General features: G+C 70.4%; 21 protein-coding genes. 5 read left to right on the top strand and 16 right to left on the bottom strand.

The window, feature by feature from the left end; all coding sequences use genetic code 11:
- Nucleotides 1–103 precede the first annotated feature (103 nt).
- On the top strand, nucleotides 104–1,534 hold the full coding sequence (locus tag ATL42_RS03175) for a hypothetical protein (RefSeq protein WP_098454113.1): 1,431 nt from the start codon (nucleotides 104–106) through the stop codon (nucleotides 1,532–1,534).
- Nucleotides 1,535–1,585: 51 nt separating this feature from the next.
- Nucleotides 1,586–2,674 (top strand): RDD family protein, encoded by a 1,089-nt coding sequence (locus ATL42_RS03170; protein WP_098454112.1) that lies wholly within the window; start codon nucleotides 1,586–1,588, stop codon nucleotides 2,672–2,674.
- Nucleotides 2,675–2,681: 7 nt separating this feature from the next.
- On the opposite strand, the gene era is transcribed toward ATL42_RS03170, so the two are convergent.
- The 8 genes from era to hrcA form a co-directional block, all read right to left on the bottom strand.
- Nucleotides 2,682–3,632, bottom strand: a complete 951-nt coding sequence (gene era / locus ATL42_RS03165; protein WP_098454111.1) for a GTPase Era — start codon at nucleotides 3,630–3,632, stop codon at nucleotides 2,682–2,684.
- The gene (locus ATL42_RS03160) at nucleotides 3,629–4,975 is read right to left on the bottom strand and encodes a hemolysin family protein (protein ID WP_098454110.1); all 1,347 of its coding nucleotides are present in this window, start codon (nucleotides 4,973–4,975) and stop codon (nucleotides 3,629–3,631) included. The genes era and ATL42_RS03160 overlap by 4 nt, the downstream gene beginning before the upstream one ends.
- A 1-nt stretch (nucleotide 4,976) precedes the next feature.
- Entirely contained in the window at nucleotides 4,977–5,438 is a 462-nt protein-coding gene (gene ybeY, locus ATL42_RS03155) for an rRNA maturation RNase YbeY (protein ID WP_098454109.1), read from the bottom strand.
- A complete protein-coding gene (locus tag ATL42_RS03150) occupies nucleotides 5,435–6,493 on the bottom strand; it encodes a PhoH family protein (RefSeq protein WP_098454108.1) in 1,059 nt (352 codons plus the stop codon). Before ATL42_RS03150 ends, ybeY begins: the two co-directional genes overlap by 4 nt.
- Before the next feature lie 107 nt (nucleotides 6,494–6,600).
- A complete protein-coding gene (locus ATL42_RS03145; protein ID WP_245862062.1) occupies nucleotides 6,601–6,975 on the bottom strand; it encodes a histidine triad nucleotide-binding protein in 375 nt (124 codons plus the stop codon).
- 31 nt (nucleotides 6,976–7,006) lie between these two features.
- Nucleotides 7,007–7,840 (bottom strand): 16S rRNA (uracil(1498)-N(3))-methyltransferase, encoded by an 834-nt coding sequence (locus ATL42_RS03140; RefSeq protein ID WP_098454107.1) that lies wholly within the window; start codon nucleotides 7,838–7,840, stop codon nucleotides 7,007–7,009.
- The gene (gene dnaJ / locus ATL42_RS03135; protein WP_098454106.1) at nucleotides 7,840–8,952 is read right to left on the bottom strand and encodes a molecular chaperone DnaJ; all 1,113 of its coding nucleotides are present in this window, start codon (nucleotides 8,950–8,952) and stop codon (nucleotides 7,840–7,842) included. The genes ATL42_RS03140 and dnaJ overlap by 1 nt, the downstream gene beginning before the upstream one ends.
- A 52-nt stretch (nucleotides 8,953–9,004) precedes the next feature.
- Entirely contained in the window at nucleotides 9,005–10,030 is a 1,026-nt protein-coding gene (gene hrcA, locus ATL42_RS03130) for a heat-inducible transcriptional repressor HrcA (protein WP_098454105.1), read from the bottom strand.
- Between the two features lie 156 nt (nucleotides 10,031–10,186).
- Here hrcA and ATL42_RS03125 point away from each other — a divergent pair, with 156 nt between their 5' ends.
- Nucleotides 10,187–11,050 (top strand): DUF3097 domain-containing protein, encoded by an 864-nt coding sequence (locus ATL42_RS03125; RefSeq protein ID WP_098454104.1) that lies wholly within the window; start codon nucleotides 10,187–10,189, stop codon nucleotides 11,048–11,050.
- A 9-nt stretch (nucleotides 11,051–11,059) separates the two neighbouring features.
- Here the strand turns inward: ATL42_RS03125 and ATL42_RS03120 are convergent, their stop codons facing one another.
- The 5 genes from ATL42_RS03120 to ATL42_RS03100 form a co-directional block, all read right to left on the bottom strand.
- Nucleotides 11,060–13,138, bottom strand: a complete 2,079-nt coding sequence (locus ATL42_RS03120; protein ID WP_098454103.1) for an acyltransferase family protein — start codon at nucleotides 13,136–13,138, stop codon at nucleotides 11,060–11,062.
- Between the two features lie 81 nt (nucleotides 13,139–13,219).
- On the bottom strand, nucleotides 13,220–14,476 hold the full coding sequence (gene hemW / locus ATL42_RS03115; protein ID WP_098454102.1) for a radical SAM family heme chaperone HemW: 1,257 nt from the start codon (nucleotides 14,474–14,476) through the stop codon (nucleotides 13,220–13,222).
- A gap of 27 nt (nucleotides 14,477–14,503) precedes the next feature.
- Nucleotides 14,504–16,396 carry a translation elongation factor 4 gene (lepA, locus tag ATL42_RS03110; protein WP_098454101.1) on the bottom strand — a complete coding sequence of 631 codons (1,893 nt, stop codon included), beginning with the start codon at nucleotides 16,394–16,396 and terminating at the stop codon, nucleotides 14,504–14,506.
- 86 nt (nucleotides 16,397–16,482) lie between these two features.
- Entirely contained in the window at nucleotides 16,483–18,138 is a 1,656-nt protein-coding gene (locus ATL42_RS03105) for a solute symporter family protein (protein ID WP_098454100.1), read from the bottom strand.
- The gene (locus tag ATL42_RS03100; protein WP_098454099.1) at nucleotides 18,135–18,452 is read right to left on the bottom strand and encodes a DUF485 domain-containing protein; all 318 of its coding nucleotides are present in this window, start codon (nucleotides 18,450–18,452) and stop codon (nucleotides 18,135–18,137) included. Before ATL42_RS03100 ends, ATL42_RS03105 begins: the two co-directional genes overlap by 4 nt.
- 242 nt (nucleotides 18,453–18,694) lie before the next feature.
- Here ATL42_RS03100 and ATL42_RS03095 point away from each other — a divergent pair, with 242 nt between their 5' ends.
- Both ATL42_RS03095 and rpsT read left to right on the top strand, forming a co-directional pair.
- A complete protein-coding gene (locus ATL42_RS03095; protein ID WP_245862060.1) occupies nucleotides 18,695–19,306 on the top strand; it encodes a type II toxin-antitoxin system PemK/MazF family toxin in 612 nt (203 codons plus the stop codon).
- A gap of 203 nt (nucleotides 19,307–19,509) precedes the next feature.
- The gene (rpsT, locus tag ATL42_RS03090; RefSeq protein ID WP_098454097.1) at nucleotides 19,510–19,770 is read left to right on the top strand and encodes a 30S ribosomal protein S20; all 261 of its coding nucleotides are present in this window, start codon (nucleotides 19,510–19,512) and stop codon (nucleotides 19,768–19,770) included.
- Between the two features lie 95 nt (nucleotides 19,771–19,865).
- Here the strand turns inward: rpsT and holA are convergent, their stop codons facing one another.
- The 3 genes from holA to ATL42_RS16650 are packed head-to-tail and all read right to left on the bottom strand — an operon-like array spanning nucleotide 19,866 to nucleotide 24,441.
- Nucleotides 19,866–20,870, bottom strand: a complete 1,005-nt coding sequence (gene holA, locus ATL42_RS03085) for a DNA polymerase III subunit delta (RefSeq protein WP_098454096.1) — start codon at nucleotides 20,868–20,870, stop codon at nucleotides 19,866–19,868.
- Between the two features lie 48 nt (nucleotides 20,871–20,918).
- The gene (locus tag ATL42_RS03080) at nucleotides 20,919–23,567 is read right to left on the bottom strand and encodes a ComEC/Rec2 family competence protein (protein WP_098454095.1); all 2,649 of its coding nucleotides are present in this window, start codon (nucleotides 23,565–23,567) and stop codon (nucleotides 20,919–20,921) included.
- Nucleotide 23,568: 1 nt separating this feature from the next.
- Nucleotides 23,569–24,441: a helix-hairpin-helix domain-containing protein gene (locus tag ATL42_RS16650; RefSeq protein WP_245862058.1), complete on the bottom strand. Its 873-nt coding sequence runs from the start codon at nucleotides 24,439–24,441 to the stop codon at nucleotides 23,569–23,571.
- Nucleotides 24,442–24,479 lie beyond the last annotated feature (38 nt).

Below are 24,479 nucleotides of genomic sequence, written 5' to 3'. Positions count from 1 at the left end.
CGTCACCTGGACGGGTGCGTGACCGCACGGGAGTCAGGCCACACAATAATGGGTAGGCTCGCGCTGCACTGCGCCGGTCAGCAGCGACGGTGAGGGGGCTGGGGTGACAGAGACCGTCTCCGCGTCGCGCCGCGTGGTCCTCCAGTTCTCCGCGCACAGCGTGGACGTGCTCGTCCCCGACCACGTCTCGGTCGCCGACGCGCTGCGGTCGGTCGGCGTCGACCCGTCCGACCCGGCCCTCGTCGTGGTGACGTCCGACGGGACGCGGCTCGATCTGGCTGCGGCCGCCGGGGTGGTCCTGCACGACGGCGCGGTCGTGCACGTGAGCGCTGCCTCGTCGGGCGTCGTCACGCGCACGGAGGACCGCACCGCCCCTGAGGTGGTCTCCTCCCCGGTCGCTGCCGCGGGCGCACCGACCGTGCGAGCACCGGCGCCGCAGGTCCTGCTCGTAGCGCTCGCCGGCGCGTGCGCGCTCGCTGTCGTCACGATGTCGACGGTCCCGGGACTCGTGCAGACCGGTGCGGTGTCCGGCACCGGGCAGCAGGTCGTCGCGGGAACCTTCCTCCTCGCAGCGCTCCTCCTGGGGCTGTCGCCTGCGGTGCGTCACGACGGCGGCACCGAGACCAGCCTCGTCGTGGCGGCGCTCCTGGCGTGCGCCGGTGGCGCGACCACGGTCGACACGACACTGGCCTCGAGCGACCAGCTCGCGGTGGTCGCAGGCTTCGTCGGTGCGAGCGTGGTGTCGGCGCTCGCCGCTGTCCGTGCTCGTGCCAGCCGCGCACGAGACGACGGCGTCCAGGTGGCGGTCGTCCTGGCGACGTCGTGCGCTGGCGTCGCCGGTGTCGCTGGCGCTGCCCTCACCCTCGGGCTGCCTGCCTGGACCGCCGCAGCGGTCCTCCTCGGGCTCGTTCCTCTCCTCCTGCGACTTCTGCCGTCGTGCGCCCTGCGGGTCCCGGTCGTGTTCCTCGTCGATGCGGCCCACGTGACGCGGAGCGCGCTGTCGGTCCGCGGCGCGGCGCCCGCCCCGCCGCCGGCGGTGCGCTCGCCCGTCGTGGAGAGGGCCGTAGGCCGCGGCGACCGGCTGCTCGCCGCGGGGACGGTCGCGCTGAGCGTCATGGCCGCAGCAACGACGCCGTTCGTCCTGCTGGGCACGCCGCCCGGCGGCGCCGAGGGCGTCACGGCCGTCGTCCTCGTGCTGCTCGTCGCCGTCGCGCTCACGAGCGTGCCCCGCACGGCGCGCGCCCCGTCGTCGAGGACCGCGCCCCGCGCCGCCGCGGCCGCGATGCTGCTGGCGATCGTCCTGCGCACGGCCTTCGTCGGCGGACCGACGAGCGCGCTCCCGCTGGCGTGCGGGCTCGCGGCTCTCGGCATGCTCGTCGTGTTCGCCGCCGGAGCGATCCGTCGCGGTCGTCGATCTGTCGGTCTCTCCCGCCTCACCGATAGTCTCGAGGGGCTCGTGGTCGCTCTCAGCCTGCCGGCTGCCCTCGTGACGATCGGGGTGGTCGAGATGGTGCGGAGCGCCGTCTCCGGATGATCCGCCGCACGGCCCAGACCACTCCACCCCCAGAGCTCTTGAGGCACGGACATGACCAGCACGACCCGAGCACCTCGCGTTCCGCGGGGCACCAGCACCACCCGCCACATCGTTCCCGGGCAGGGGGCGTCGATGACTGTCGCGCCCGTCGGGCGTCGGGTCGCGGCCTTCGCCGTCGACCTCACGACGACTGCTGTCGTGACCCTCGGCGTCTACCTGCTGACGGACTCGTTCCTTCTGGCGGGGCTCGCGCTCGTCGAGGTGCCCGTGGGGCTCTGCGTCTGGGAAGGTCGGTCAGGGCTCACGGTCGGCAACGCTCTCCTGCGCGTGCGGACCGTTCGTGCAGACGGCCCGTTCGCTCCGGGGATCGCCCAGAGCGCGGTCCGCGGCCTCGTCGTGCTGGCCGGGTTCCTCGTGGCGACTGTCGGTCAGTGGGTCGTGGTGGCGTCCGGAGCCTGGGACCGTGGGCCGCTCAAGCAGGGATGGCACGACTCTCTCGCCAAGACGACGATGATCGACGTCTCTCGACGTGCGCTCGCCCAGCGCACAGAGCATCCCGCGGACGAGCCGGTACCTCCTGGTGCGGCTGCGCTGTCGGTGCCATCGGCCCTCGGGGCCGGCGCCCCTGGGTCCGCCGCTGAGCCCCCACCGACGGTGCCGGTTCCCGTCGTCGCCCCGGTCCACAGCCCGCAGTTCTCCCAAGCGCTCCCGAGCTGGGCTCCGCCGCGGTCTGCCGCACCCGAGGCCTCGGCGCCCGGCCCGGCGGTCGAGTCGCTCTCGGCTCCCCCGCGACGTGCTCCCGCGGAGGGTTTCCTCCTGTCGTTCGACAACGGGCAGTCGTTCACCGTGCACGGCTCGGGACTCGTCGGCCGCCGGCCACGGTCTGCCGCAGGCGAGCGGCACGACGACCTGCTCGTCGTGGACGACGACCTGCGCTCGGTCTCGAAGACTCATCTCGAGTTCGGGATCGACGACGGCGGCTTCTGGGTGACCGACCGCGGCTCGACCAACGGGACGAGCGTCCTCACGGCTCACGGCGAGCCTCTGGACGTCGCTGCCGGAGCACGGGTCCATGTGCCTGCTGACGGCAGCGTCCGTGTCGGCCGTCGTCAGTTCACCGCACGCGCGCTCACGCGTTGACCACGCTTCAGAAGCCCATCCGGCCGAGCTGCTTGGGGTCGCGCTGCCAGTCCTTGGCGACCTTGACGTGGAGGTCGAGGTACACGCGGTTGCCGAGCAGCGCCTCGATCCCCTTGCGGGCTTCCGTCCCGACGTGACGCAGGCGTGCGCCACCACGACCGATGATGATCGCCTTCTGGCTGTCGCGCTCGACGAAGAGGTTCACGCGGACGTCCAGGAGCGGGTTGGGGCCGCTACCACCTTCGCGCGGCGTGATCTCGTCGACGACGACCGCGAGAGAGTGCGGGAGCTCGTCGCGCACGCCCTCGAGGGCCGCCTCGCGGACGAGCTCGGCGACCATGACGCTCGCGGGCTCGTCGGTGAGCTCGCCGTCGGGGTAGAGGTCCCCGCCCTCGGGAAGGTGCTTGACGAGGACGTCCGCGAGGGTCTGCACCTGGTACCCGTCCACGGCTGAGACCGGAACGATGTCAGCCCACTCGCCGAGACCGTCGATCGCGAGCAGGTGGACACCGAGCTCCTCGCGCGAGACGAGGTCTGCTTTCGTCACGACAGCGACCACCGGTGTGGGGTGACGCCCGGTCATGAGCTGGGACAGCTCTTTCGCGATATATCTGTCGCCGGGCCCGACCTTCTGGTCCGCCGGGAGGCAGAAGGCGATGACGTCGACCTGCGTGAGCGTCTCGCGGACGAGGTCGTTGAGGCGCTCGCCGAGCAGCGTGCGCGGACGGTGCAGACCCGGTGTGTCGACGAGGATGAGCTGAGCGTCCTCCCGGTGGACGATCCCACGGATCGTGTGCCGGGTCGTCTGCGGGCGCCCGGACGTGATCGCGACCTTCTGGCCGACAAGTGCGTTCGTCAAGGTGGACTTGCCGGCGTTCGGACGGCCGACCATGCACGCGAACCCGGACCTGTGCGGTGCCGTGCCCCCGGACTGGCCTGTGGGTGTGCTGGGGGTCATCGTTCCATCTCCTGCTGATCGGTGGGTGTGCGGCGATCATCGCTCGTGCGGTTCTCGTCGAAGGCTCGTCGTCCATGGTTCGTGGGGCGCTCTGCCGGGTCGCTGCGGCACACGAGGATGCTCGAGAGCTGCTTGCGACGGCCCTCGACCCGTTCAGCGACGAGGTGCAGCCCGTTGGCGTCTGCGGTGGACCCGGTGAGCGGCACCTTGCCCAGCGCCTTCGCGAGCAGACCGCCGGCCGTGTCGACCTCGTCGTCGTTCACGTCGAGGTCGAACAGCTCGCCCAGCTCGTCGAGCGCCAGCCGCGCCGGCACACGGAAGGTTCCGGGTTCGATCTCCTCGATCTCCGGGGCGACGGAGTCGTGCTCGTCGGTGAGCTCCCCGACGATCTCCTCGAGCGCGTCCTCGATCGTCACGAGCCCGGCGATGCCGCCGTACTCGTCGACGACGAGCGCGATGTGCGACGACGCGCTCTGCATCTCCCGCAGGAGGTCGTCGACCGCCTTCGACTCCGGGACGAAGAGCGGGGAGCGCATGACCTCGCCGAGCGTCCTGGTCTCAGCGTCCTGGGAGTGGTTGAGGACCCGGACGACGTCCTTGAAGTAGGCGACGCCGAGCAGCTCGTCGACGGACTCCCCGACGACCGGGACGCGGGAGAAGCCCGAGCGCAGGAAGAGGGCGAGCGCCTTGGGCAGCGGCGTGGCGGCCATCGAGGTCACCATGTCGGTGCGGGGCACCATCACCTCGCGTGTGAGCGTGGTGCGGAGCTCGAACACGGACCGCAGCATCGTCCGCTCGTCGTCCTCGATGGCTCGGGCGTCGCTCACGCGGTCGACCATGTCCCGGAGCTCGTGCTCGTCCATGGCGTCGGTCGGCGACCGGCTGGCTCCCGTGTACTGCGTGATCGGACCGGTGATCCTCAGCACGACGTCGAGCAGCGAGCTGAGGAAGACGAGGGTCTGCGCCGGGCGACGTCGCCCGATGGTCCTCGGGCTGATCCGCACGAGGACGAGCGCGACGAGCGCGCCGACGACGACCGAGATGAGCAGGACGAGCCACCACGGGTCGACGAGCGCCGCGACGCACACGGTGATGCAGGCTGTCGCGAGCATCTCCGCGAACACCCGGACAAACGCGGCCGAGGCCGCAGTGTGTCCGGGGCTCACGACGAGACGCTGGATCCGGTCGGCGATCTCGCTCCGGGTGTCGACGATCTCACCGACCGCCGTGCGCGTCACGCGGACGACGGCAGCCTCCCCCGCGCTGAGCAGCGCCGCGAGCGAGATCCCGACGAGAGCGAACACGAGGAGCCACCCGATCGGGGCACCGCTGAGCGTGTTCACGTCACGACGACCGACGGCTGGCGAGGAAGGTGAGGAGCAGCGTGCGCTGGAGCCCGAACATCTCCTTCTCCTCCTCCGGTTCCGCGTGGTCGTACCCGAGGAGGTGAAGGATCCCGTGCGTCGTGAGCAGGAGCATCTCCTCGACCGTCGAGTGACCCGCCACGGTCGCCTGCTGAGCGGCGATCTCGGGGCACACGACGACGTCCCCGAGCAGACCGGCCGGGGTCACGTCGCCCTCGCGCCCGGGGCGCAGCTCGTCCATCGGGAACGAGAGGACGTCGGTGGGGCCTGGCTCGTCCATCCACTGCACGTGGAGCTCGGTCATCACCTCGGTGTCGACGAAGAGGATGGACAGCTCGGTGAGGGGGTGGACGTGCATCTCCTCGAGCACGAACCGTCCGAGCGCGGCGAACTCCGCCTCGTCGACCTCGTAGCCGGACTCGTTGTTGACTTCGATGCTCACCTGCGGTGGCCCTTCTCGTGTGCCCGGTCGCGAGGACCGCGGTGTGCGGACGGAGCGGTCGCTCCGCTGACGTCCCAGCGTGCGTAGGCGTCGATGATCTCGCCGACCAGACGGTGACGGACCACGTCACCGGAGCTCAGGGGGCAGAACTCGACGTCGTCGACACCGGTGAGGACGTCCTCGACGATCCGCAGCCCGGACGGCGTCCCGCCGGGGAGGTCGATCTGGGTGACGTCCCCGGTGATGACCATCTTCGAGGAGAAACCCAGCCGGGTGAGGAACATCTTCATCTGCTCGGCCGTGGTGTTCTGTGCTTCGTCGAGGATGATGAAGGCGTCGTCGAGCGTCCGGCCACGCATGTACGCCAGGGGCGCGACCTCGATCGTGCCTGCCTCGATGAGCTTGGGGATCGACGCGGGCTCGAGCATGTCGTGGAGCGCGTCGTACAACGGGCGCAGGTACGGATCGATCTTGTCCGACAGCGACCCGGGAAGGAACCCGAGCCGCTCGCCAGCCTCGACGGCAGGCCGCGTCAAGACGATGCGGCTGACCTGCCGTGCCTGGAGCGCCTGCACGGCCTTGGCCATCGCCAGGTACGTCTTTCCTGTGCCTGCCGGCCCGATCCCGAAGGTCACGGTGTTCGCGTCGATCGCGTCGACGTAGTGCTTCTGGCCTGCCGTCTTCGGGCGGATCGTCCGGCCGCGGCTGGACAGGATGCTCAGCGTGAACACGTCGGTGGGTCGCGTCGCCGACTGCTCGGTGAGCATCGTGATCGAGCGCGCCACCACGTCGGCGGTCAGCGGCGTCCCTGCCGCGGCGACGTCGATGAGCTCGTCGACCAGACGGGACGCGAGCGCGAGGTCAGCGGCAGGGCCGCGCAGTGCGATCTCGTTCTCGCGGACCCGGACGTCGATGGTGGGGAACCCCGCCTCGATGGCGCGGAGCACCGAGTCGACCGGGCCGAGGAGCGCGGAGACGGAGACACCGACCGGAACGACGATCCGGTGCTCGACGTGGGTGTGTGGCGCTCCCGCGCTCGTGTCGTCTGCTGCCATGTGGCGGTGTGCTCGTTCCCGTGGTCCGTGCTCGTCCGGACGTGTCGTCCTCGATCGGTGCAGTCTATCTTTCGCACCGCTGCGGGCCGCACGCGGAGCGGGCGTGGTCAGGCGGGCGACCACCCGAGGTGAGCGCCACCGAGGACGTGCCCGTGGACGTGGAACACGCTCTGCCCGGCGTGCGGTCCTGAGTTGAAGATCAGCCGGAACTGGCCGTCTGCCTGCTCGCTGGCGACCTCGTCAGCGAGCGCGACGACGTCCGCGAGCAGGTCGGGCGCGCCAGCGGCCAGCTGGGCGATGTCACCGTAGTGCTCACGCGGCACGACGAGCACGTGCATCGGAGCCTGCGGGTTGATGTCCCGGAACGCGATGACGCGATCGTTCGACGCGACGACGTCGGCTGGGACGTCGCCCGCCACGATCTTGCAGAACAGGCAGTCTGCGTCGGCGGGCATCGTCTCGGTGTCGTGGTCCGTGGTCATCTTCCGAGGCTAGCGCGTCTGCACCGCGTCGTCAGCGCCAGCGCCCGAGCCGCTGTGCGACGAGAGCAGCCGCGACAGGTCCCGCGGTCGACGTGCGCAAGACGTGCGGGCCGAGCCGCACCGGCACCGCGCCGGCATCGACGAGCCGCGCGAGCTCGCGGTCGCTGATCCCGCCCTCGGGCCCCACGACGAGCATCACCTCTCGGACCCGCTCGTCAGGTCCGTCCCCGTCGTGCACGTCCGGGGCAGCCCGCATCTCGCCCGACGCAGCCACGGCACGGGTCGCAGGGAGCTCGACCTCCGCCAGCGGTCGGGTGGCCTCCTCGTGCAAGACCAGCGTCGTTCCGCCGCCCGCCCGGACGCGCTCGACGGCCGTGACGAGGCCCGCAGCGTCCACCACGAGCCCGACACGCGGCATGACGGCCCGACGAGCCTGCTTCGTCGCAGCGCGCACCACCCCGACCCACCGCGCACGCGACTTCGCCGCCCGGTCGCCGCGCCACACGACCACGGAGCGTTCCGCCTGCCACGGCAGGATCGCGTCCACGCCTACCTCGGTCGCGGCCTCGACGGCCATCTCGTCACGGTCGCCCTTGGCGAGCGCCTGGACGAGCACGATCTCGACACCGTCGGCGGGCTCGTGGACCACGTCCTCGACCACGAGGTCCAGCGTCGACGACTGCACCGACGCGATCACACAGCGCAGCCGCACGCCCGCACCGTCGACGACGTCGATCCGCTCCCCCGGGCCACGCCGCTGGACGACACCCGCGTGCCGACCCTCGTCCCCGTCGAGCACGAACGTGCTCCCTGGCTCGCACGACGACAGCGCGCCGGGCTCGGCGAGGAAGACGGGCGCGCTCACTACCGACCCGCGAACTTGTCACGCAGCCGCGAGAACACACCCGGGTGCGCAGCCGACATCTGTCCGTCGACGTGCTCTTCCCCGCGCAGCGCGGCCAGCTGGCGCACCAGCTCCGCCTGCTCGTCGGACAACCCGCTCGGGATCTGCACCTCGACATGGACGTTGAGGTCGCCACGGCCGGTCGAGTGCAGGTGACCGATCCCCAGGCCCTTGAGCGTGATGACCTGGCTGGGCTGCGTCCCCGGGCGCAGGTCGAGCTTCTCGGGCCCGTCGAGCGTCTGCAGCTCGACGACCGTGCCGAGGACGGCCGCCGTCATCGGAACCTCCAGCGTGCAGTGCAGATCGTCACCACGGCGCAGGAAGGTCTCGTGCTTGCGCTCGCGGATCTCGAAGTAGAGGTCACCGGCAGGCCCGCCTGCGGGGCCGACCTCCCCCTGGGACGTCAGCTTGATCCGGGTTCCCGTCTCGACGCCGGCGGGAACCTCGACGGCGACCGTCCGGCGGCTGCGGATGCGGCCCTCGCCGGCGCACTCGGCGCACGGCTCGGGGATCGTCGTCCCGAATCCCTGGCACGCGGCGCACGGTGCGGTCGTCATGACCTGGCCGAGGAACGAGCGTGCGACCCGCTGGACCGTCCCGCGGCCGTGGCACACGTCGCACACCCGCGGCGAGGTCCCGGGGCTGCAGCACGAGCCGGAGCAGGTGCCGCAGACGACCGCGGTCTCGACCGGGATCTCGCGGCGCACGCCGAACGCGGTCTCCGCGAGGTCGAGGTCCAGCCGGATGAGGGCATCCTGGCCACGGCGGGAGCGTGGGATGGGTCCGCGCTGGGCCTGCCCGCCGCCGAAGAACGTCTCGAAGATGTCCTGGAAGCCGAACCCGCCTCCCATGCCACCGCCGGGAGCCGACGGGTCGCTGCCCATGTCGTACGAGCGACGCTTGTCCGCGTTGGACAACACCTCATAGGCCCGGGACACGTCCTTGAACTTGTCCTCGGCCTCTGGACCGGCGACGTCCGGGTGCAGCTCGCGCGCGAGCTTGCGGTACGCCTTCTTGATCTGGTCGTGGCTGGCGTCCCGGCTGACGCCGAGGATCTCGTAGTAATCAGTCACTGAATGCTCTCTGCCGTTCTGGTGGGGGTTGCTCGGGGTCTGACGAGAAGGATCACGAACCGAGGATCCTCGAGAGATAGCGGGCGACTGCTCGCACGGCGGCGATGGTGCCGGGGTAGTCCATCCGGGTGGGGCCGATCGAGCCGATGGTTGCGACCGCGTCACCGTCCGAGCCGTACCCGGTCGTGACGACGGACGTCTCGAAGAGCCCGGCGAGCTGCGTCTCTCGACCGATGCGCACGTTGACGCCGGCGGAGTCCTCCGCCATCTCCGTGAGGAGGTTGAGGAGGACGACCTGCTCTTCGAGCGCTTCGAGGACAGGACGCAGCGCGTGCTCGAACCGCATGCCCGCCTGGGCGAGGTTCGCCGTACCGGCGAGCACGATGCGTTCTTCGCTCTCCTGGGAGAGCGTCTCGGTGATGACGTCCGCGATCCGCTCGACAAGATCACGATCGACCGGGTGGTAGGTCTCCGCGAGCGTGGTGAGAGCGGCCCGGAGCTCTTTGAGCCGGCGGCCGGCCGCGGCGACGTTGAGCCGTGTCCGGAGGTCGACGAGGAAGGTCTCGTCGGGAGGCTCGGTCAGCTCGAGGGTGCGCTGCTCGACGCGGCCGGTGTCGGTGATGAGGACGACGAGGAGCCTGCGCTCGCCGAGCACGACGAGCTCGAGGTGACGCAGCCCCGAACGTCGCAACGACGGGTACTGGACGACGGCGACCTGGCCGGTGAGCTGGGCGAGGAGCCGCCCGGCCCGCGTGACGACGTCGTCGAGGTCGACCGCACCGGCGAGGAACGTCTCGATCGCGCTCTTCTCCGCGCTGGAGAACGCCTTGACGGAGGAGAGCCTGTCGACGAACATCCGGTAGCCCTTGTCGGTGGGCACGCGCCCGGCCGACGTGTGGGGCTGCGCGATGTAGCCGCCCTCCTCGAGCACCGCCATGTCGTTGCGGATCGTCGCGGAGGAGACGCCGAGGGCATGGCGCTCAGCGAGCACCTTGGAACCGACAGGCTCGCGCGTCTGGACGTAGTCCTCCACGATCGCGCGGAGCACGTCGAGCCTGCGGTCGTCGCCAGCCGCCATCCTGCCTCCACTCCTCGTGCCGTCTCTGTGCCGGTCGCACGCACCGACCCTGGTAGCACTCACCGAACCTGAGTGCTAATTCTACGACGTGCCCGCGGTCGTCTGCCCACGTGTCGCACAGGTCACTCTCCCCGGTGTGCGGCTAGCCTTCCTCGCGTGAGCCATGAACGCTACTCCCACGACGTCCTGTCCGCCGGGTCCCGCACGCGCAGCGCACGCCCCGTCTCCCGACCTGTCCCGGCTGAGCCCGGGCTCGTCGTCGAGGAGGTCACCACCGGGTGGGTGGGTGCAGTCCTGCGGACCGAGAAGTCCGGCGGAATGCACGTCGTCGTCCTCGAAGACGCCGCTCGACGCACCCGTACCTTCCCGCTCGGTCCCGGCTTCTGGATCGACGGCGAGCCGGTCGAGCTCGTCCCTGCGAACCGGTCGACGGGCCCTGTCCCACCGTCGCGCACCGCCTCTGGCTCGAGAGCCGTCGCGGGCGCACGCGCACGCGTCGCTCGAGGGAGCCGCATCTGGGTGGAGGGACGGCACGACGCCGAGCTCGTCGAGAAGGTGTGGGGCGACGACCTGCGGATCGAGGGTGTGGTCGTCGAGGGGCTCGACGGTGTGGACAACCTCGCGGACGCGCTCGCCGAGTTCGGTCCGAGCGCGAGCCGCCGGGTCGGTGTCCTCGTCGACCACCTCGTGCCCGGCAGCAAAGAACGGCGCATCGCCGACGACGTCATGCGTCAGTTCCCCGGGGGCAGGGTGCTCATCCTCGGCCACCCGTACGTCGACGTGTGGCAGGCCGTGCGGCCAGACCGGATCGACCTCGAGGCCTGGCCCGTGATCGATCGTGGCACGGAGTGGAAGTACGGGATCCTCCGCGAGCTCGGGTGGCCGGCCGAGAGCCAGACGGACGTGGCGCTGGGATGGAAGAAGATCCTCGGGACGGTGCGCAGCTACGCGGACCTCGAGCCGTCGTTGCTCGGCCGGGTGGAAGAGCTCATCGACTTCGTCACTGCGCCCGCCCCCTGACGGACCGCGTCAGCCGGTGCTGGCGCGTCCCGCGGCCTCGGTCAGCGCTGCGACGAGCGTGCTCGCGTAGAGGTCCTGGCCAGGGCCTTGAGGGTGAACGCCGTCCTTGCCGATCCCCTCTGGGGCAGCCGTCAGCGCGCTCTGCCAGTCCGCGACGACGACGTTGGGGTGCCTGGTGGCGGCGGCCCGGATCTGGTCGTTGGTCGGCCCGATCCATGGACGGTCGCCGTAGCCGGTGACGAGCACGACGTGGTGGTCGGCGCCGATCGCTGTGATGGCCTCGTCCATGACCCTGTCGGTCACCGTGCTGTTCGTCGCGAGAGAGACGACCACGTAGGGGCGCAGCACACCGGCGTCGCGCAGCCCGACCACGACCTCGGGTGTCGTCTTCATCTGACGGGAGACCGCGGCGTCGATGTAGACGCCGGGCAGCGCGGCCGTCAGCGCGGCCGCACTGATGAGGGTCACGGAGTCCCCGATGACCGTGACCTGGTCTCCAGGAGGCGGTCCGGGGGCAGGAACCGGTGCTGGTGCGGGCGCGGGCGCGGTCGGTGTCGGCGTCGGTCCGTTCGACGGCTCGGGAGCCGCATCACCCTCGTCGGCGCTCCCTGGGTCGGCCTCGTCCCCCGGCTCTGTCGCGTCTGGCGTCGGTGCCTCGTGCTGGGTCGTAGCGTCAGCGACCACCTGCCCACGGAGGATCTGGGCCTCGAGGGCGGACTGCGCGGGCTCACGGACGAATGCCGCGCCGACCGCCCCGACGACGAGCACGACGACCAGGGTGGAGGCAGCGAGCCTCGCGCGGCGCCCGTGGGTGCGCCATCCCCCGTGGCGTTCGATCCAGGCAGCATCGATGCGGTCGCGTGCGCGCCGGACGACCTCGGCGCCGACGGCCCGCAGCCCGTGGTCGAGGACCGGCTTCTCGACGAACCGGTAGGACGCCCACGCTGCGACGAGGGTCAGGACGGTGGCCGTCACTGCAACGACAGGCTGCGAGGCGTGCCCAGGAAGCGCCCCGTCGAGCACCTGAGCGACCAGCACGACGAGGGGCCAGTGCCACAGGTAGAGGCCGTACGAGCGCTGCCCCACCCACCGCAGCGGCCCTCTCTCCACGAGACGCGCCACCCGTTGCCCACGGACGACCGTCGCGACGACCCCGACGGTGGCGACCGACGCGAGCACCAGCCCGCCGCGATAGGTGAACGGTGATCCTGTCCTGAGGAAGAGCGCCAGGACGACGAGCCCGCTCCCGCTCAGCAGCCCGACGAGCACCACAGCGGACCGCTCCCACCCGACGGTCGGACGATGCACCCGCCACCAGGTCGGACGAGCGTCGTCTCCTGGCTCGCGCGGCGCGAACCACAAGGCGAAGAAAGCACCGGCCATGAGGCCGAAGAGGTGGGTGTCGGTGCCGTAGTAGACACGCGACGGGTCTTCGCCCACCTGGTACGTCACAGCCATGAGCACGGCGGAGGCGACACCGATCGCACCGGTCGCGACGAGCCCGACCGTCCGTGAGCGCTTGGTCGCGTACACCGCGACGAGAGCCAGAGGCCACAGGAGGTAGAACTGTTCCTCCACCGCGAGCGACCAGAAGTTCTGGTACACCTGCGGGCTGAGGTCGTTGGAGTACGTCGCCCCCTCGGCGATGTAGACCCAGTTGCTCGAGAAGGTCAGCGCACCGGCCACCTGGCTGCGGATCCCGACGAGCACGTCGCCGCCGAGGACCCCCGCGAAGGCTGTGCACGTGACGACGACGAGCACCAGCGCCGGCACGAGACGCCTGACCCTGCGCACCCAGAACGCGCGGAGCGACACCCTCGTCGTGCGCACCCGTTCGCGGACGAGCAGCGTCGTGATGAGGAAGCCGCTGAGGACGAAGAAGACGTCGACTCCGATGAACCCGCCTGGCAGGACGGTCGGGAAGAAGTGGAACGCCATCACTGCGAGAACAGCGACGGCACGGAGCGCGTCGAGCCCGTAGATCCTCGGTGGCCGACCCGAGGGGCGCGGCGCGACCGGCTTGCGCGCAGCGCCGTTCGGACCGTCGGGAGGGACGGGCTGGTTCACAGAGGTCGGCGCCAGAGTCATCTGAGGTCCATCAGCAGTCCGTCGTCATCATCCGTCGTCATCAGCTCGTCGTGGTCGGTCCGTGCGGTCGGTCCGTGGTGGTCAGTCCGTCAGGTCGCGCACGACCGTGTCGGCGAGCAGCCGGCCCGTGCGCGTGAGCACGACCCGCCCGCGCAGCACCGCCCTGCCGTCGACGAGCCCGGAGGCGATGTGCCCGGCCACAGCACGTCGGGCCCGCGTCGAGAGAACGCCGAGATCGAGCCCCTCGCGCAGCCGCGCTCCGAGCATGACGGTCTCGAGCTGGGCGGAGACGTCGTCGAGGATCTCGCGACCGGCCGCAGGGCTCAGCCCCTCACCGAGACGAGCCGCATACCGCAGCGGGTGCTTGACGTTCCACCAGCGGACACCGCGACTTCCCGGCTCGTTCGAGCCCATGTACGAGTGTGCGCCCGGTCCGACGCCCCACCAGTCCTCGCCACGCCAGTACGCGAGATTGTGACGACACGCACGCTGCGCTCCGTCGACGGTCCTCGCCCAGTTCGACACCTCGTACCAGTCGAGCCCTGCCTCCGTGAGGAGGTCGTCGGCCAGCTCGTACTTCTCCGCCTGGTCGTCCTCGCTCGGCAGGTCGATCTGGCCTCGACGCACCTGGGCGGCCATCTTGGTCCCGGGCTCCACGACGAGCGCGTACGCAGACACGTGGTCGACCCCCGTCGCCAACGCCGACTCGACGCTCGTGCGCCAGTCGTCGAGCGACTCGCCGGGCGTGCCGTAGATGAGGTCGAGGGACACCTCGAGACCAGCGTCACGGGCCCAGCGCACCACGTCAGGGATCCGCCGTGGGTCGTGGGTCCGTTCCAAGGTCGCCAGCACCCGCGACACGGCCGACTGCATGCCGAACGACACCCGGGTGAAGCCCGCGTCCGCGAGGAGCGCGAGAGACTCCGGCGTCACCGAGTCAGGGTTCGCCTCGGTCGTCACCTCGGCGTCGGGTGCCAGACCCCAGGCGTCTCGGACACCGTCGAGCATCCGGGCGAGATCGCCCGCGGGCAAGAGGGTCGGGGTGCCCCCGCCGACGAACACGGTCGAGACCGTGCGCGGCGGGAGCCCCGCACGCTCCATGACCTGCCGTGCAAGAGCGATCTCCGCGAGCGCGGTCGTCGCGTACGCGTTCTGGCTCGCTCCGCCGCCGAGCTCGCTCGCGGTGTACGTGTTGAAGTCGCAGTACCCGCAGCGCACCGTGCAGAAGGGCACGTGCAGGTAGACGCCGAATGCACGGTCGGCTGCGCCGGCCGTCACCCAGGAGGGCAGCGACCCGTCGTCGGGAACCGGTTCCCCGTCAGGCAGTGCGGGGCTCACAGCAGCGTCACCTCGTCGGGTCCGTCGTCACTTCTTCTTGTCCTTGGTCTCCGTCTGGTCAGACGTCAGCGCGGAGATGAAGGCTTCCTTGGGCACCTCGACGGTCCCGATGGTCTTCATGCGCTTCTTGCCCTCCTTCTGCTTCTCGAGCAGCTTGCGCTTGCGGGAGATGTCACCGCCGTAGCACTTGGCGAGGACGTCCTTGCGCATCGCGCGGATGGTCTCGCGTGCGATGACCCGAGCGCCGATCGCTGCCTGGATGGGCACCTCGAACTGCTGGCGGTTGATGAGGTTCTTCAGCTTGCCGACCATCATCACGCCGTAGGAGTAGGCGTTGTCCTTGTGCACGATCGCGCTGAACGCGTCGACCTGCTCCCCCTGGAGGAGGATGTCGACCTTGACGAGCGCTGCGGCCTGGTCGCCGATGACGTCGTAGTCGAGCGAGGCATAGCCACGCGTCTTGGACTTCAGCTGGTCGAAGAAGTCGAAGACGATCTCTGCCAGCGGCAGGATGTAGCGCATCTCCACGCGGTCCGCAGAGAGGTAGTCCATGCCCTGGAGCTCACCGCGACGCCCTTGGCACAGCTCCATGACGGCACCGATGAACTCGGACGGTGCGATGACCGTGGCCTTGACGATGGGCTCGCGGACCTCGCCGATCTTGCCGCCGGGGAACTCGCTCGGGTTCGTCACCGTGATGATCGACTTGTCTTCCATCGTCACCTCGTAGATGACGTTGGGTGCGGTCGAGATGAGGTCGAGGTTGAACTCGCGCTCGAGGCGTTCTCGGACGATCTCCAGGTGCAGGAGGCCGAGGTAGCCGACGCGGAAGCCGAACCCGAGTGCGACCGAGGTCTCGGGCTCGTAGATGAGGGCGGCGTCATTGAGCTTGAGCCGGTCGAGCGCGTCGCGCAGGATCGGGTAGTCCGAGCCGTCGACCGGGTAGAGACCGGAGAAGACCATGGGCTTGGGGTCGGAGTAGCCGCCGAGGGCTTCGGCGGCTGGCTTCGCTGCGTTGGTGACGGTGTCACCGACCTTGGACTGACGCACGTCCTTGACGCCGGTGATGAGATAGCCGACCTCGCCGACGCCCAGGCCCTTCGTCGGGACCGGCTCGGGTGAGGAGACCCCGATCTCGAGGAGCTCGTGGACGGCTCTCGTCGACATCATGATGATCCGCTCGCGCGGGCTGAGCTGTCCGTCGACGACGCGCACGTAGGTCACGACGCCGCGGTAGGTGTCGTAGACGGAGTCGAAGATCATCGCTCGCGCGGGGGCGTTCGGGTCTCCGGTGGGCGGGGGCGTCTTGAGGACGATGCGGTCGAGCAGCTCGGGGACGCCCATGCCGGTCTTGCCGGAGATGAGGAGGATCTCCTCCGGCTCGCAGCCGACGAGGTTCGCGAGCTCCTCGGCGTACTTCTCGGGCTGTGCCGCCGGCAGGTCGATCTTGTTGAGCGCCGGGATGATCGCCATGTCGTTCTCCATGGCGAGGTACAGGTTCGCGAGCGTCTGGGCCTCGATGCCCTGCGCCGCGTCGACGAGGAGCACAGCCGACTCGCACGCCGCGAGCGAGCGGGAGACCTCGTACGTGAAGTCGACGTGCCCGGGGGTGTCGATCATGTTCAGCGCGTACCCGGTGGGCACGCCGTTCTCGTCGTCGACCTCCCAGGGCATGCGGACGGCCTGGGACTTGATCGTGATCCCGCGCTCACGCTCGATGTCCATGCGGTCGAGGTACTGGGCGCGCATGGCACGCGGGTCGACGACGCCGGTCATCTGGAGCATGCGGTCGGCCAGCGTCGACTTGCCGTGGTCGATGTGCGCGATGATCGAGAAGTTGCGGAGCAGCTCCGGTGCAGTGGCCGCGGGCTGAATGCGGGCGAGGTTGGCCGCTGAAGGGATGGGAGTCACACGGTTCATCCTCCCACGAGCCTGCCCGCGGTCCCGACACGCCGAGGGACCTCGACGGCGTGTCGGGACCGTTCAGACGGCTTCCCAGAGGCCCATCAGTGCGGCAGGACCGCCTTCTCCGAGCCTGCGCCGGTCAACGAGCGGACCTCCATCTCGGCGTACTTCTCCAGGTCCGGGCGCTCGGAGCTCGTGAGCGTCCCGACGATCCCGAGGAGGAACGCGAGAGGGATCGTCACGATGCCCGGGTTCTCGAGCGGGAACCACGAGAAGTCGATCCCCACGTCACGGATCATCGACGCGCTCGTGCCGTCCGCGTTGACCTTGCCCGAGACGACCGGCGAGAACGCGATGAGGACGAGGCACGAGCCGAGACCGCCATACATGCTCCACAGCGCCCCTCGCGTGTTGAACCGCTTCCAGAACAACGAGTAGATGATCGTCGGCAGGTTGGCGCTGGCTGCGACAGCGAACGCGAGCGCGACGAGGAAGGCCACGTTCTGCCCGTTGGCGAAGATCCCGCCGAGGATCGCGAGGACGCCGATCGCCACGACGGTGATCCGCGCGACCCGCACCTCACCGTCCGGGGAGACCTCGCCGTGCTTGATGACCGACGCGTAGATGTCGTGGGCGAAGCTCGCCGCAGCGGTGATCGTCAGCCCTGCGACCACAGCCAAGATCGTGGCGAACGCGACCGCCGAGATGATGCCCAGGAGGATCTCCCCACCGAGCTCGAACGCGAGCAGCGGCGCCGCGGAGTTCACGCCTCCCGGTGCCGCCGTGATCGTGTCGGCACCGACCAGCGCACCCGCACCGAAACCCAGGACGAGGGTGAAGAGGTAGAAGACGCCGATGAGCCAGATGGCCCACACGACCGACCGTCGTGCCTCTTTGGCCGTCGGCACGGTGTAGAAGCGCATGAGGACGTGCGGGAGGCCCGCGGTCCCCAGGACCAGGGCGAGGGCGAGGGAGAGGAAGTCGAGCTTCGTCGTCTCGCTCGCGCCGTAGCGCGCGCCCGGTTCTGCGAGCGCCGGGTTGCCCGACGTGTCGATCGCCCCCTGGATGAGGTCCGAGAGGTTGAACCCGAAGGTGGCGAGCACCCACACGCACATGACCCCGGCGCCGACGATGAGGAGGATCGCCTTGATGATCTGCACCCACGTGGTGCCCTTCATCCCACCGACCAGGACGTAGAGGATCATGAGCGCGCCGACGACCGCGATGACGATCCCCTGCCCGACGGTCCCGTCGATCCCGAGGAGGAGCGCGACGAGACCTCCGGCGCCTGCCATCTGCGCGAGGAGGTAGAAGAACACGACGGCGAGGGTCGTGAGCGCCGCCGCCATCCGGACCGGCCGCTGCCGGAGCCGGAACGAGAGGACGTCGGCCATCGTGAACTTGCCCGTGTTGCGCAGGAGCTCGGCGACGAGCAGGAGCGCGACCAGCCACGCGACGAGGAACCCGACCGAGTAGAGGAACCCGTCGTAGCCGTTGACGGCGATGGCGCCGCAGATCCCGAGGAAGCTCGCTGCGGAGAGGTAGTCCCCCGCGATGGCGGTCCCGTTCTGCGGGCCGGTGAAGCTGCGGCCGCCCGCGTAGTAGTCCGCGGCCGTCTTGTTCGACCGTGACGCGCGCAGGACGATGACGAGCGTCACCGCCACGAAGGTGAGGAAGATCCCGATGTTGACGACGGGGTTGCCGATCTCGCTCGCCTCCGCGAGCACTGTCTGTGAGGACGCAGCCGGGATGCTCATACGAGGTCCTGCCCTTCGATGCGCTGGCGGAGCTCGTTGGCGATGGGGTCTTGGCGCTTGTTCGCCCAGCTGGCGTAGGTCATCGTGATGGCGAACGTCGTGACGAACTGGCTGAGCCCCAGGACGAGGCCGACGTTGATCGTGCCCCACACAGGCGTGCTCATGAAGTCCTGCGCATAGTCGGCGAGCAGCACGTACACGACGTACCAGAGGAGGAAGAACGCGGTCATCGGGAAGACGAAGCGACGGAAACGTCGTCTGAGGTCTTGGAACTCCGGGCTGTCCTGCACACGCTGATAGTCGGTCTGCGTCATGATCTCGTCAGGGCGAGCGGCTGCTGGATCGTCCTTCGCCGGCCCGATCCGGGATGGATCAGTCATTGCGCCTCCAGGTGTCGGTGCGCCGTGCGTCGTTGCCCAGCGCGACCCAAGCAAATGTGACGTACAGCACGCATCTACGCAAGTGGGGGCATCGAGCCCGTCGGTGCACCCATCGTTCGCTGCTGCTGCCCTCTCTCGTGGAGAACGCACCGGTCAGACGCCGGTACCCTGCTCACGTGGCGACAACACACTGGAAGTCCCTTCTCCTGAGCGCGGCACGGCACGCACTCGCGGCGGCCCTCCCGCGGGAGCGGTCCGCGAGCACGCCGTCCCCCTCCCCCAGGCGCAGCCGGTCGACGGGCCGCTCGAACCCGTCCCCGAAGCCGAGGGTTCCCAGCACCACGACGAAGCCCCAGAAGGCAGCGTCGAGCACCGGTGCTCCCCCTGTCGGGGCCGACTATCCGGGCGACTTCGACGGGACGCTGCACCCCCAGTACTCCCCCGAGCTCGACGGGGAGCCAGACCCCGGAGAGATCGTCTGGACGTGGGTTCCCTACGAGGAGGACCACACGCAGGGCAAAGACCGTCCCGTCCTCGTGGTCGGGCGCGACGGCGGATGGCTCCTCGCCCTCATGCTCACGAGCAAGGACCACTCGAAGGACGCGGCCGACGAAGCCCGATGGGGTCGGCGGTGGCTCGACATCGGTACGGGGCCGTGGGACCGCGAAGGCAGGGAGAGCGAGATCCGCCTGGACCGCATCATCCGCGTCGACCCCGAGAAGGTCCGTCGCGAAGGCGCGATCATGGACCGCGACGTGTTCGACAAGGTCGCAGCCGAGGCCAGCTGAGGCGCGACGCCCGTCAGGGACGAAGCCCCGAGCCCCAGTCACTCCAGGGCGATCCCTGCTAGTGTGGTCGTTTGCGTGTCCGCCCGGGTCGGCGGACACCATTCCAGTACCTCTCCACGGGTTCCCCACCCCAGTCCCGGTGCTGGAAACGCCTTCTACGACCTGTTCACATCGCTTCGGCGAACATACAAGAGAGTCCTCACGTGGCTAACATCAAGTCCCAGATCAAGCGCATCGGCACCAACGAGAAGGCGCGCCTGCGTAACAAGGCCGTCAAGTCTGAGCTCAAGACGCACGTTCGTCGCGTCCGTCAGGCAGTCGCTGGTGGCGACAAGGAAGCTGCTTCCGCTGCTCTGGTCCTCGCATCCAAGAAGCTCGACAAGGCCGTGTCCAAGGGAGTCATCCACTCCAACCAGGCCGCGAACCGCAAGTCAGCTCTCGCGAAGGCCGTCAGCGGTCTGTGAGTCTCACGGTCGGCCTGCGCTAGCGCAGACAGACCAGCCAGAGGCGCCGTTTCCCGTGTCGGGACGGCGCCTCTGGTGCGTCCGGGGCAGGCGCCTCAGCGGCCTGCGCTGCGGGCGACCACCAGCACCGCACGCTCGACCGCGAAGACCGGGTCGCGCCCTGCGCCCTTGACCTCCGCATCGGCTTGGGCTGTGGCCGAGATCGCGGCAGCCAGCCCCTCTGGGGTCCATCCGGCAAGGTCGCGGCGCGCCCGGTCGACCTGCCACGGAGCGAGCCCGAGATCCGCCGCCGAGCGGCCGTGGCCACGGAGCCCGGCAACCTTCGCGAGGGTGCGCAGCTTCATCGCCAGCGCCGCGACGACCGGCACCGGGTCCGCTCCGGTCGCCAGTGCGTGACGCAGGAGAGAGACCGCCTGGCCCGCGTCTCCAGCGATCGCGGCGTCAGCGACGCGGAACCCGCTCGCCTCGACCCGTCCGCCGTAGTACTTCTCGACCGCAGGCTCGTCGATCGCACGCTCCGAGTCGGCCACGAGCTGCGCGCACGCCGACGCGAGCTCGCGGAGGTCGCTGCCGACCGCTTCCACGAGCGCCCGGACCGCACCGGGCGAGGCTCGTCGAGACGCGCGCTTGAACTCGGCGCTGGCGAACGCGACCTTGTCGGTGTCCTTCTTGATCGGCTCGCAGGCGACGACCGGCGCGCCCGAGGACCTCACCGCGTCGAGCATCTTCTTTCCTCGGACGCCCCCGCGGTGCTCGACGACGAGCCACACGTCTGGCGCCGGCGCCTCGACGTAGGAGATGACGTCGGTGAGCAGTGCGTCGGACGCAGCCTGGGCTCCTGCGAGGACCACGATCCGCGGCTCGCCGAAGAGCGACGGGCTGGTGAGGACCGAGAGCATCCCCGACTGGTATGCGGAGGCGTCGACGACGGTCCGCTCGGTCTCGGGGTCGGCTTCGCGCGCGAGCATGGTCAGCCTCTCGACCGCCCGGTCCACGAGCAGGCCCTCGGCACCGTGGACGAGCACGACGGGCGCGAGCTGCGCCTTGTCCCATGCGGTGCCGGAGGCTGTCGCGCGAGCGCTGCGTGTGGGGGCTGCCATGGTCCTAGGGTGTCACGTCGGTGCTCCTGGCGAGGACCTTGCGCCTCGTCAGGGGCACTCCCCCACGACGAGGAGCTCACCGTCGCGCTCGAGCACACCGACCGTGCCGCACACGTCCGTGCGCAGGATCGCGCTGCCCACCGACCGGTAGAGGCTCACGGCATCAGGGGCCGGGTGGCCGTACGTGTTCCCTGCTCCAGAGCTCACCAGCGTCACCCGAGGTGACAACAGCTGCGCCAGCGCCACGTCCTGCACAGCTGAGCCGTGGTGCGCCATCTTGACGACGTCGACCTCCTCCGTGCCCTCCGTCCGGAGCCGACGGAGCAGGCCCGCCTGGCCCTCGCGCTCGAGGTCCCCCAGAGCGACGACGCTGAGGTGCTGTGTCCGGACCTCGAGGGCGACGCTGCCGTCGTTCGCTCCGCCCTCGACGTCGGACGCCGCACCCGTGCTCGTCTGCGCGTCGAGGACGGGGGCCAGCACGCGCCACGAGACCGTGGCGTCGCCCGCCACCACCCCAGACGCTGCCGCGGTGGCCGTCGTGACGAGGATGCCGTGCTCAGCGAGCAGGTCGAGGACCTCGGCAGCCTGGGACGCAGGATCGAGCACCGGGCTCACGAGCACCTCGCCGACGGACGCGGCCGCCAGCACGTCCTCGATCCCTCCGACGTGGTCCGCGTGGAAGTGCGAGAGGACCAGGAGGTCGACGTGCTCGATCCCGAGCTCCGTGAGGCAGCGTCCTGCACCTCCGCCCGACGGGCCGACGTCGATCATGAGGCCATGACCGGGCGCGGTGCGCACCACCATCGCGTCGCCCTGGCCGACGTCGCACTGGGCGACCTCCCAGTCCGGCGGCCAGCCGGCAGGACCCGGCCCCGGTCCTCCGGCGAGCATCCCCACCCACAGCGGACGCACGAGCGTCACGACGACGACGAGCACCACGCCGGTGCCCAGCGCGACGAGCAGCGGCACGAGCGGCCGGGCTGCCCTGCGTGCCGGACCGAGCGCCGTGACCGCTGGACCCACGAGGGCATCGAGCGTGCGCGAGGCCCTGCGCGGCCCGGCGCCTGCCCGTGCGGGACGCCTCGGCGCGACGACCTGCCGCACGACCGCGAGCCCGGCCCCGATCGACCACACGACAGCGCGCCAGGATCTGAGCAGCACGACGAGGGCGAGCGTGAGAGCCGCCAGGAGACTTGCCCCACCGATGCCCGCAGGCCAGGGGACCCGCGCGTGCGGCGCAGCCGCGAAGCCCTCGGCGACCTCCGCGATCCACCAGGTCGACCACCCCGCAGCCCGCGCGACAGCGAGCGCCCCGACAGGCCACCACGGAGACACGAGCGCGCTGACGACGCTGAGCAGGGTCGCCGGGACGAGCGCGGGTGCTGCGAGCAGGTTGGCGGGGACGGAGTACACGGACACCGACGGGTCGAGCAGCACGATGACCGGTGCGCACGCGAGCTGGGCCGCGACCGGAACGGCGATCGCGAGCGCGAGCCACGACGGCAGCGCTCGCGCGAGACCCCTCGCGATGGGGGCCGTTCCGAGGACGAGGCCGGCCGTCGCGAGGACGGAAAGGGCAAAGCCGTAGGAGCGTGCGAGCCACGGGTCCACGAGGAGCAGGCCCATGACGGTGACGCTCAGGGCGGCCACGGCCTGGGACGGGCGTCCGAGGAGCACCGCGCTGAGCGCGACCGCGCCCATGAGCGCAGCCCGCAGGACGCTCGGTTCTGGATGGACGAGCAGGACGAACCCGGTCATCACGGTTCCTGCGACGACGACCCGTGCCCAGCGCGGTGCGCGCAGGATCGAGCAGAGACCCGAGACCGCCGCCGCGATGATCGCGAAGTGGGAGCCGGACACGGCTGTGATGTGGGTGAGGCTCGTGACGACGAGGGCATCGTCGAGAGCAGGATCGAGCATCGAGGTGTCCCCGATGCCCACACCAGGGACGAGCCCGCGAGCCTGGCCCGGCAGATCGCGAGCGACCTGCATGAAGTCCGTGCGCACGGCGTTGACCGCGCGGGTCACGGCCCCTGGGGGCTCGTCGACCTGGATCACCTCCTCGTCGCCCCCGGTGCTGGTGCTCGAGACGATGAGCATCGCCGATCGGGCGTCACCCGGCTCGAGCGCCCGCAGGGTGCCCTGCACCGTGACGACCGCCCCGTACGGCGCGTCGAGAAGCTCCGCGCCGCCGAGGACGAGAAGGGTGACGTGCGCTCGTCCCCGGCGGGGACCCGGCGTGGTCGACCACTCGACGGCTGTCGCCGCGAGATCGAGCCGGGTGCGCCCACCGACGCCTCCGGCCACCGGCACCGCCGATGCCACCACGGTCCCCTGGACCTGGACGTCTGCCCCCTCGCTGATGAGGACCGACATCTGGCCCCGCTCGCGGACCGCGCCCTGCCCGGCGACCGCCCCGGCTGTGCAGGCGAGGACCAGGCTGACGAGGAGGACCTGACCGGAGCCCGAGGCGAGGAGCTGGTGCACGCCGGGGCGGCGGTCGGAGCGCGCGCTCGTGCCCGGGTCCTCTCGCGTGCGGCGGGCTTCCCGCACCATGGCGATCAGGACGAGGAGCGCGACAGCACCACCGGTGAGCGCGGTCCGGGCTGCGTGCGTGGTCGACATCGGCAGGAGCACGAGCGCCGTGACCCAGCAGGTGGCCGCAGCAGGGGCGAGCCGCAGATCGAGGACCGGCATCTCAGACGGTCACGAGGTCACGGATCTGGCCGAGGACAGACGGTCCGATGCCTGAGACGTCCGTGAGCTGGTCGACCGAGGAGAACTCACCGTTCTCTTCACGCCACTGGACGATCCGCGCAGCGAGGGCAGGCCCGATCCCGGGAAGGGTGTCGAGTTCCTCGAGCGTCGCGGCGTTGACGTCCACGAGTCCGGGGCTCGTCGCGCCACCGGTCCCGGCTCCCGACGTGGTCCCGGAGGAGGCGCCCTGCGGCGCCGGGGCCACCTCGCCCGGCAGCGGGACGTAGACCTGCTCGCCGTCGACCACCTCGCGAGCGAGGTTGACGGCTGCGGTGTCGGCGCCCGCGGTCAGGCCGCCTGCGGCATCGATCGCGTCGATGACCCGGGAGCCGTCGGCCACCTCGACGACACCGGGCGACGCGACCTGGCCCACCACGTGCACGAGCAGGCCGTGGGCGGGCACTGCGGCGTCGCCGGGTACGACACCGGGTTCGACGGGTTCGACGACGGTGCTGTCCGGGAGGGCTGCGCTCTCGGCCGACGCTCCCGTGGTGCCCCCGTCGTCGTGCTCCGGGTCCGCGTCGTCGAGGGCGACGACCTCCCCGGGCGTCGACGCGATCTGGGTCGCCACGACGCCGCCCGCGAGGAGGACGAGGCACGTCCCCGCGACGAGCGCGACGCGCAGGCTCAGTGCCCACCGTCGTCGGGCGGTCTCCGCCGAGACGAGCCCCTCGTGGTCCATGGGATGGCCGTGGGCGGCCGTGTAGGCGCTCGAGACCGACCCGACGAGCCCGGAGACCGAACGCAGGCGTGCCGCCGCGTGCGAGTCGTCGGGCAGGCTGCCGTGGTCGTGCTGCTGCGAGGGTGTGGTCACACGGGGACGCTACGAGAAGTGCGACCTGCGTCCGCTCG

The sequence above is a fragment of the Sanguibacter antarcticus genome (genome assembly GCF_002564005.1).
Taxonomy (GTDB): domain Bacteria; phylum Actinomycetota; class Actinomycetes; order Actinomycetales; family Cellulomonadaceae; genus Sanguibacter; species Sanguibacter antarcticus.
Note: the sequence above shows the minus strand (reverse complement) of the source record. Positions and strands in the feature narration are given on the sequence as shown.

Coding starts and splice junctions, on each gene's coding strand:
- ATL42_RS03170 (WP_098454112.1), top strand. CDS start 1,586: ATGACCAGCACGACCCGAGCACCTCGCGTTCCGCGGGGCACCAGCACC.
- era (WP_098454111.1), bottom strand. CDS start 3,632: ATGACCCCCAGCACACCCACAGGCCAGTCCGGGGGCACGGCACCGCAC.
- ATL42_RS03150 (WP_098454108.1), bottom strand. CDS start 6,493: ATGGCAGCAGACGACACGAGCGCGGGAGCGCCACACACCCACGTCGAG.
- ATL42_RS03145 (WP_245862062.1), bottom strand. CDS start 6,975: ATGACCACGGACCACGACACCGAGACGATGCCCGCCGACGCAGACTGC.
- hrcA (WP_098454105.1), bottom strand. CDS start 10,030: ATGGCGGCTGGCGACGACCGCAGGCTCGACGTGCTCCGCGCGATCGTG.
- ATL42_RS03120 (WP_098454103.1), bottom strand. CDS start 13,138: ATGACTCTGGCGCCGACCTCTGTGAACCAGCCCGTCCCTCCCGACGGT.
- lepA (WP_098454101.1), bottom strand. CDS start 16,396: ATGAACCGTGTGACTCCCATCCCTTCAGCGGCCAACCTCGCCCGCATT.
- ATL42_RS03105 (WP_098454100.1), bottom strand. CDS start 18,138: ATGAGCATCCCGGCTGCGTCCTCACAGACAGTGCTCGCGGAGGCGAGC.
- ATL42_RS03100 (WP_098454099.1), bottom strand. CDS start 18,452: ATGACGCAGACCGACTATCAGCGTGTGCAGGACAGCCCGGAGTTCCAA.
- holA (WP_098454096.1), bottom strand. CDS start 20,870: ATGGCAGCCCCCACACGCAGCGCTCGCGCGACAGCCTCCGGCACCGCA.
- ATL42_RS03080 (WP_098454095.1), bottom strand. CDS start 23,567: ATGCCGGTCCTCGATCTGCGGCTCGCCCCTGCTGCGGCCACCTGCTGG.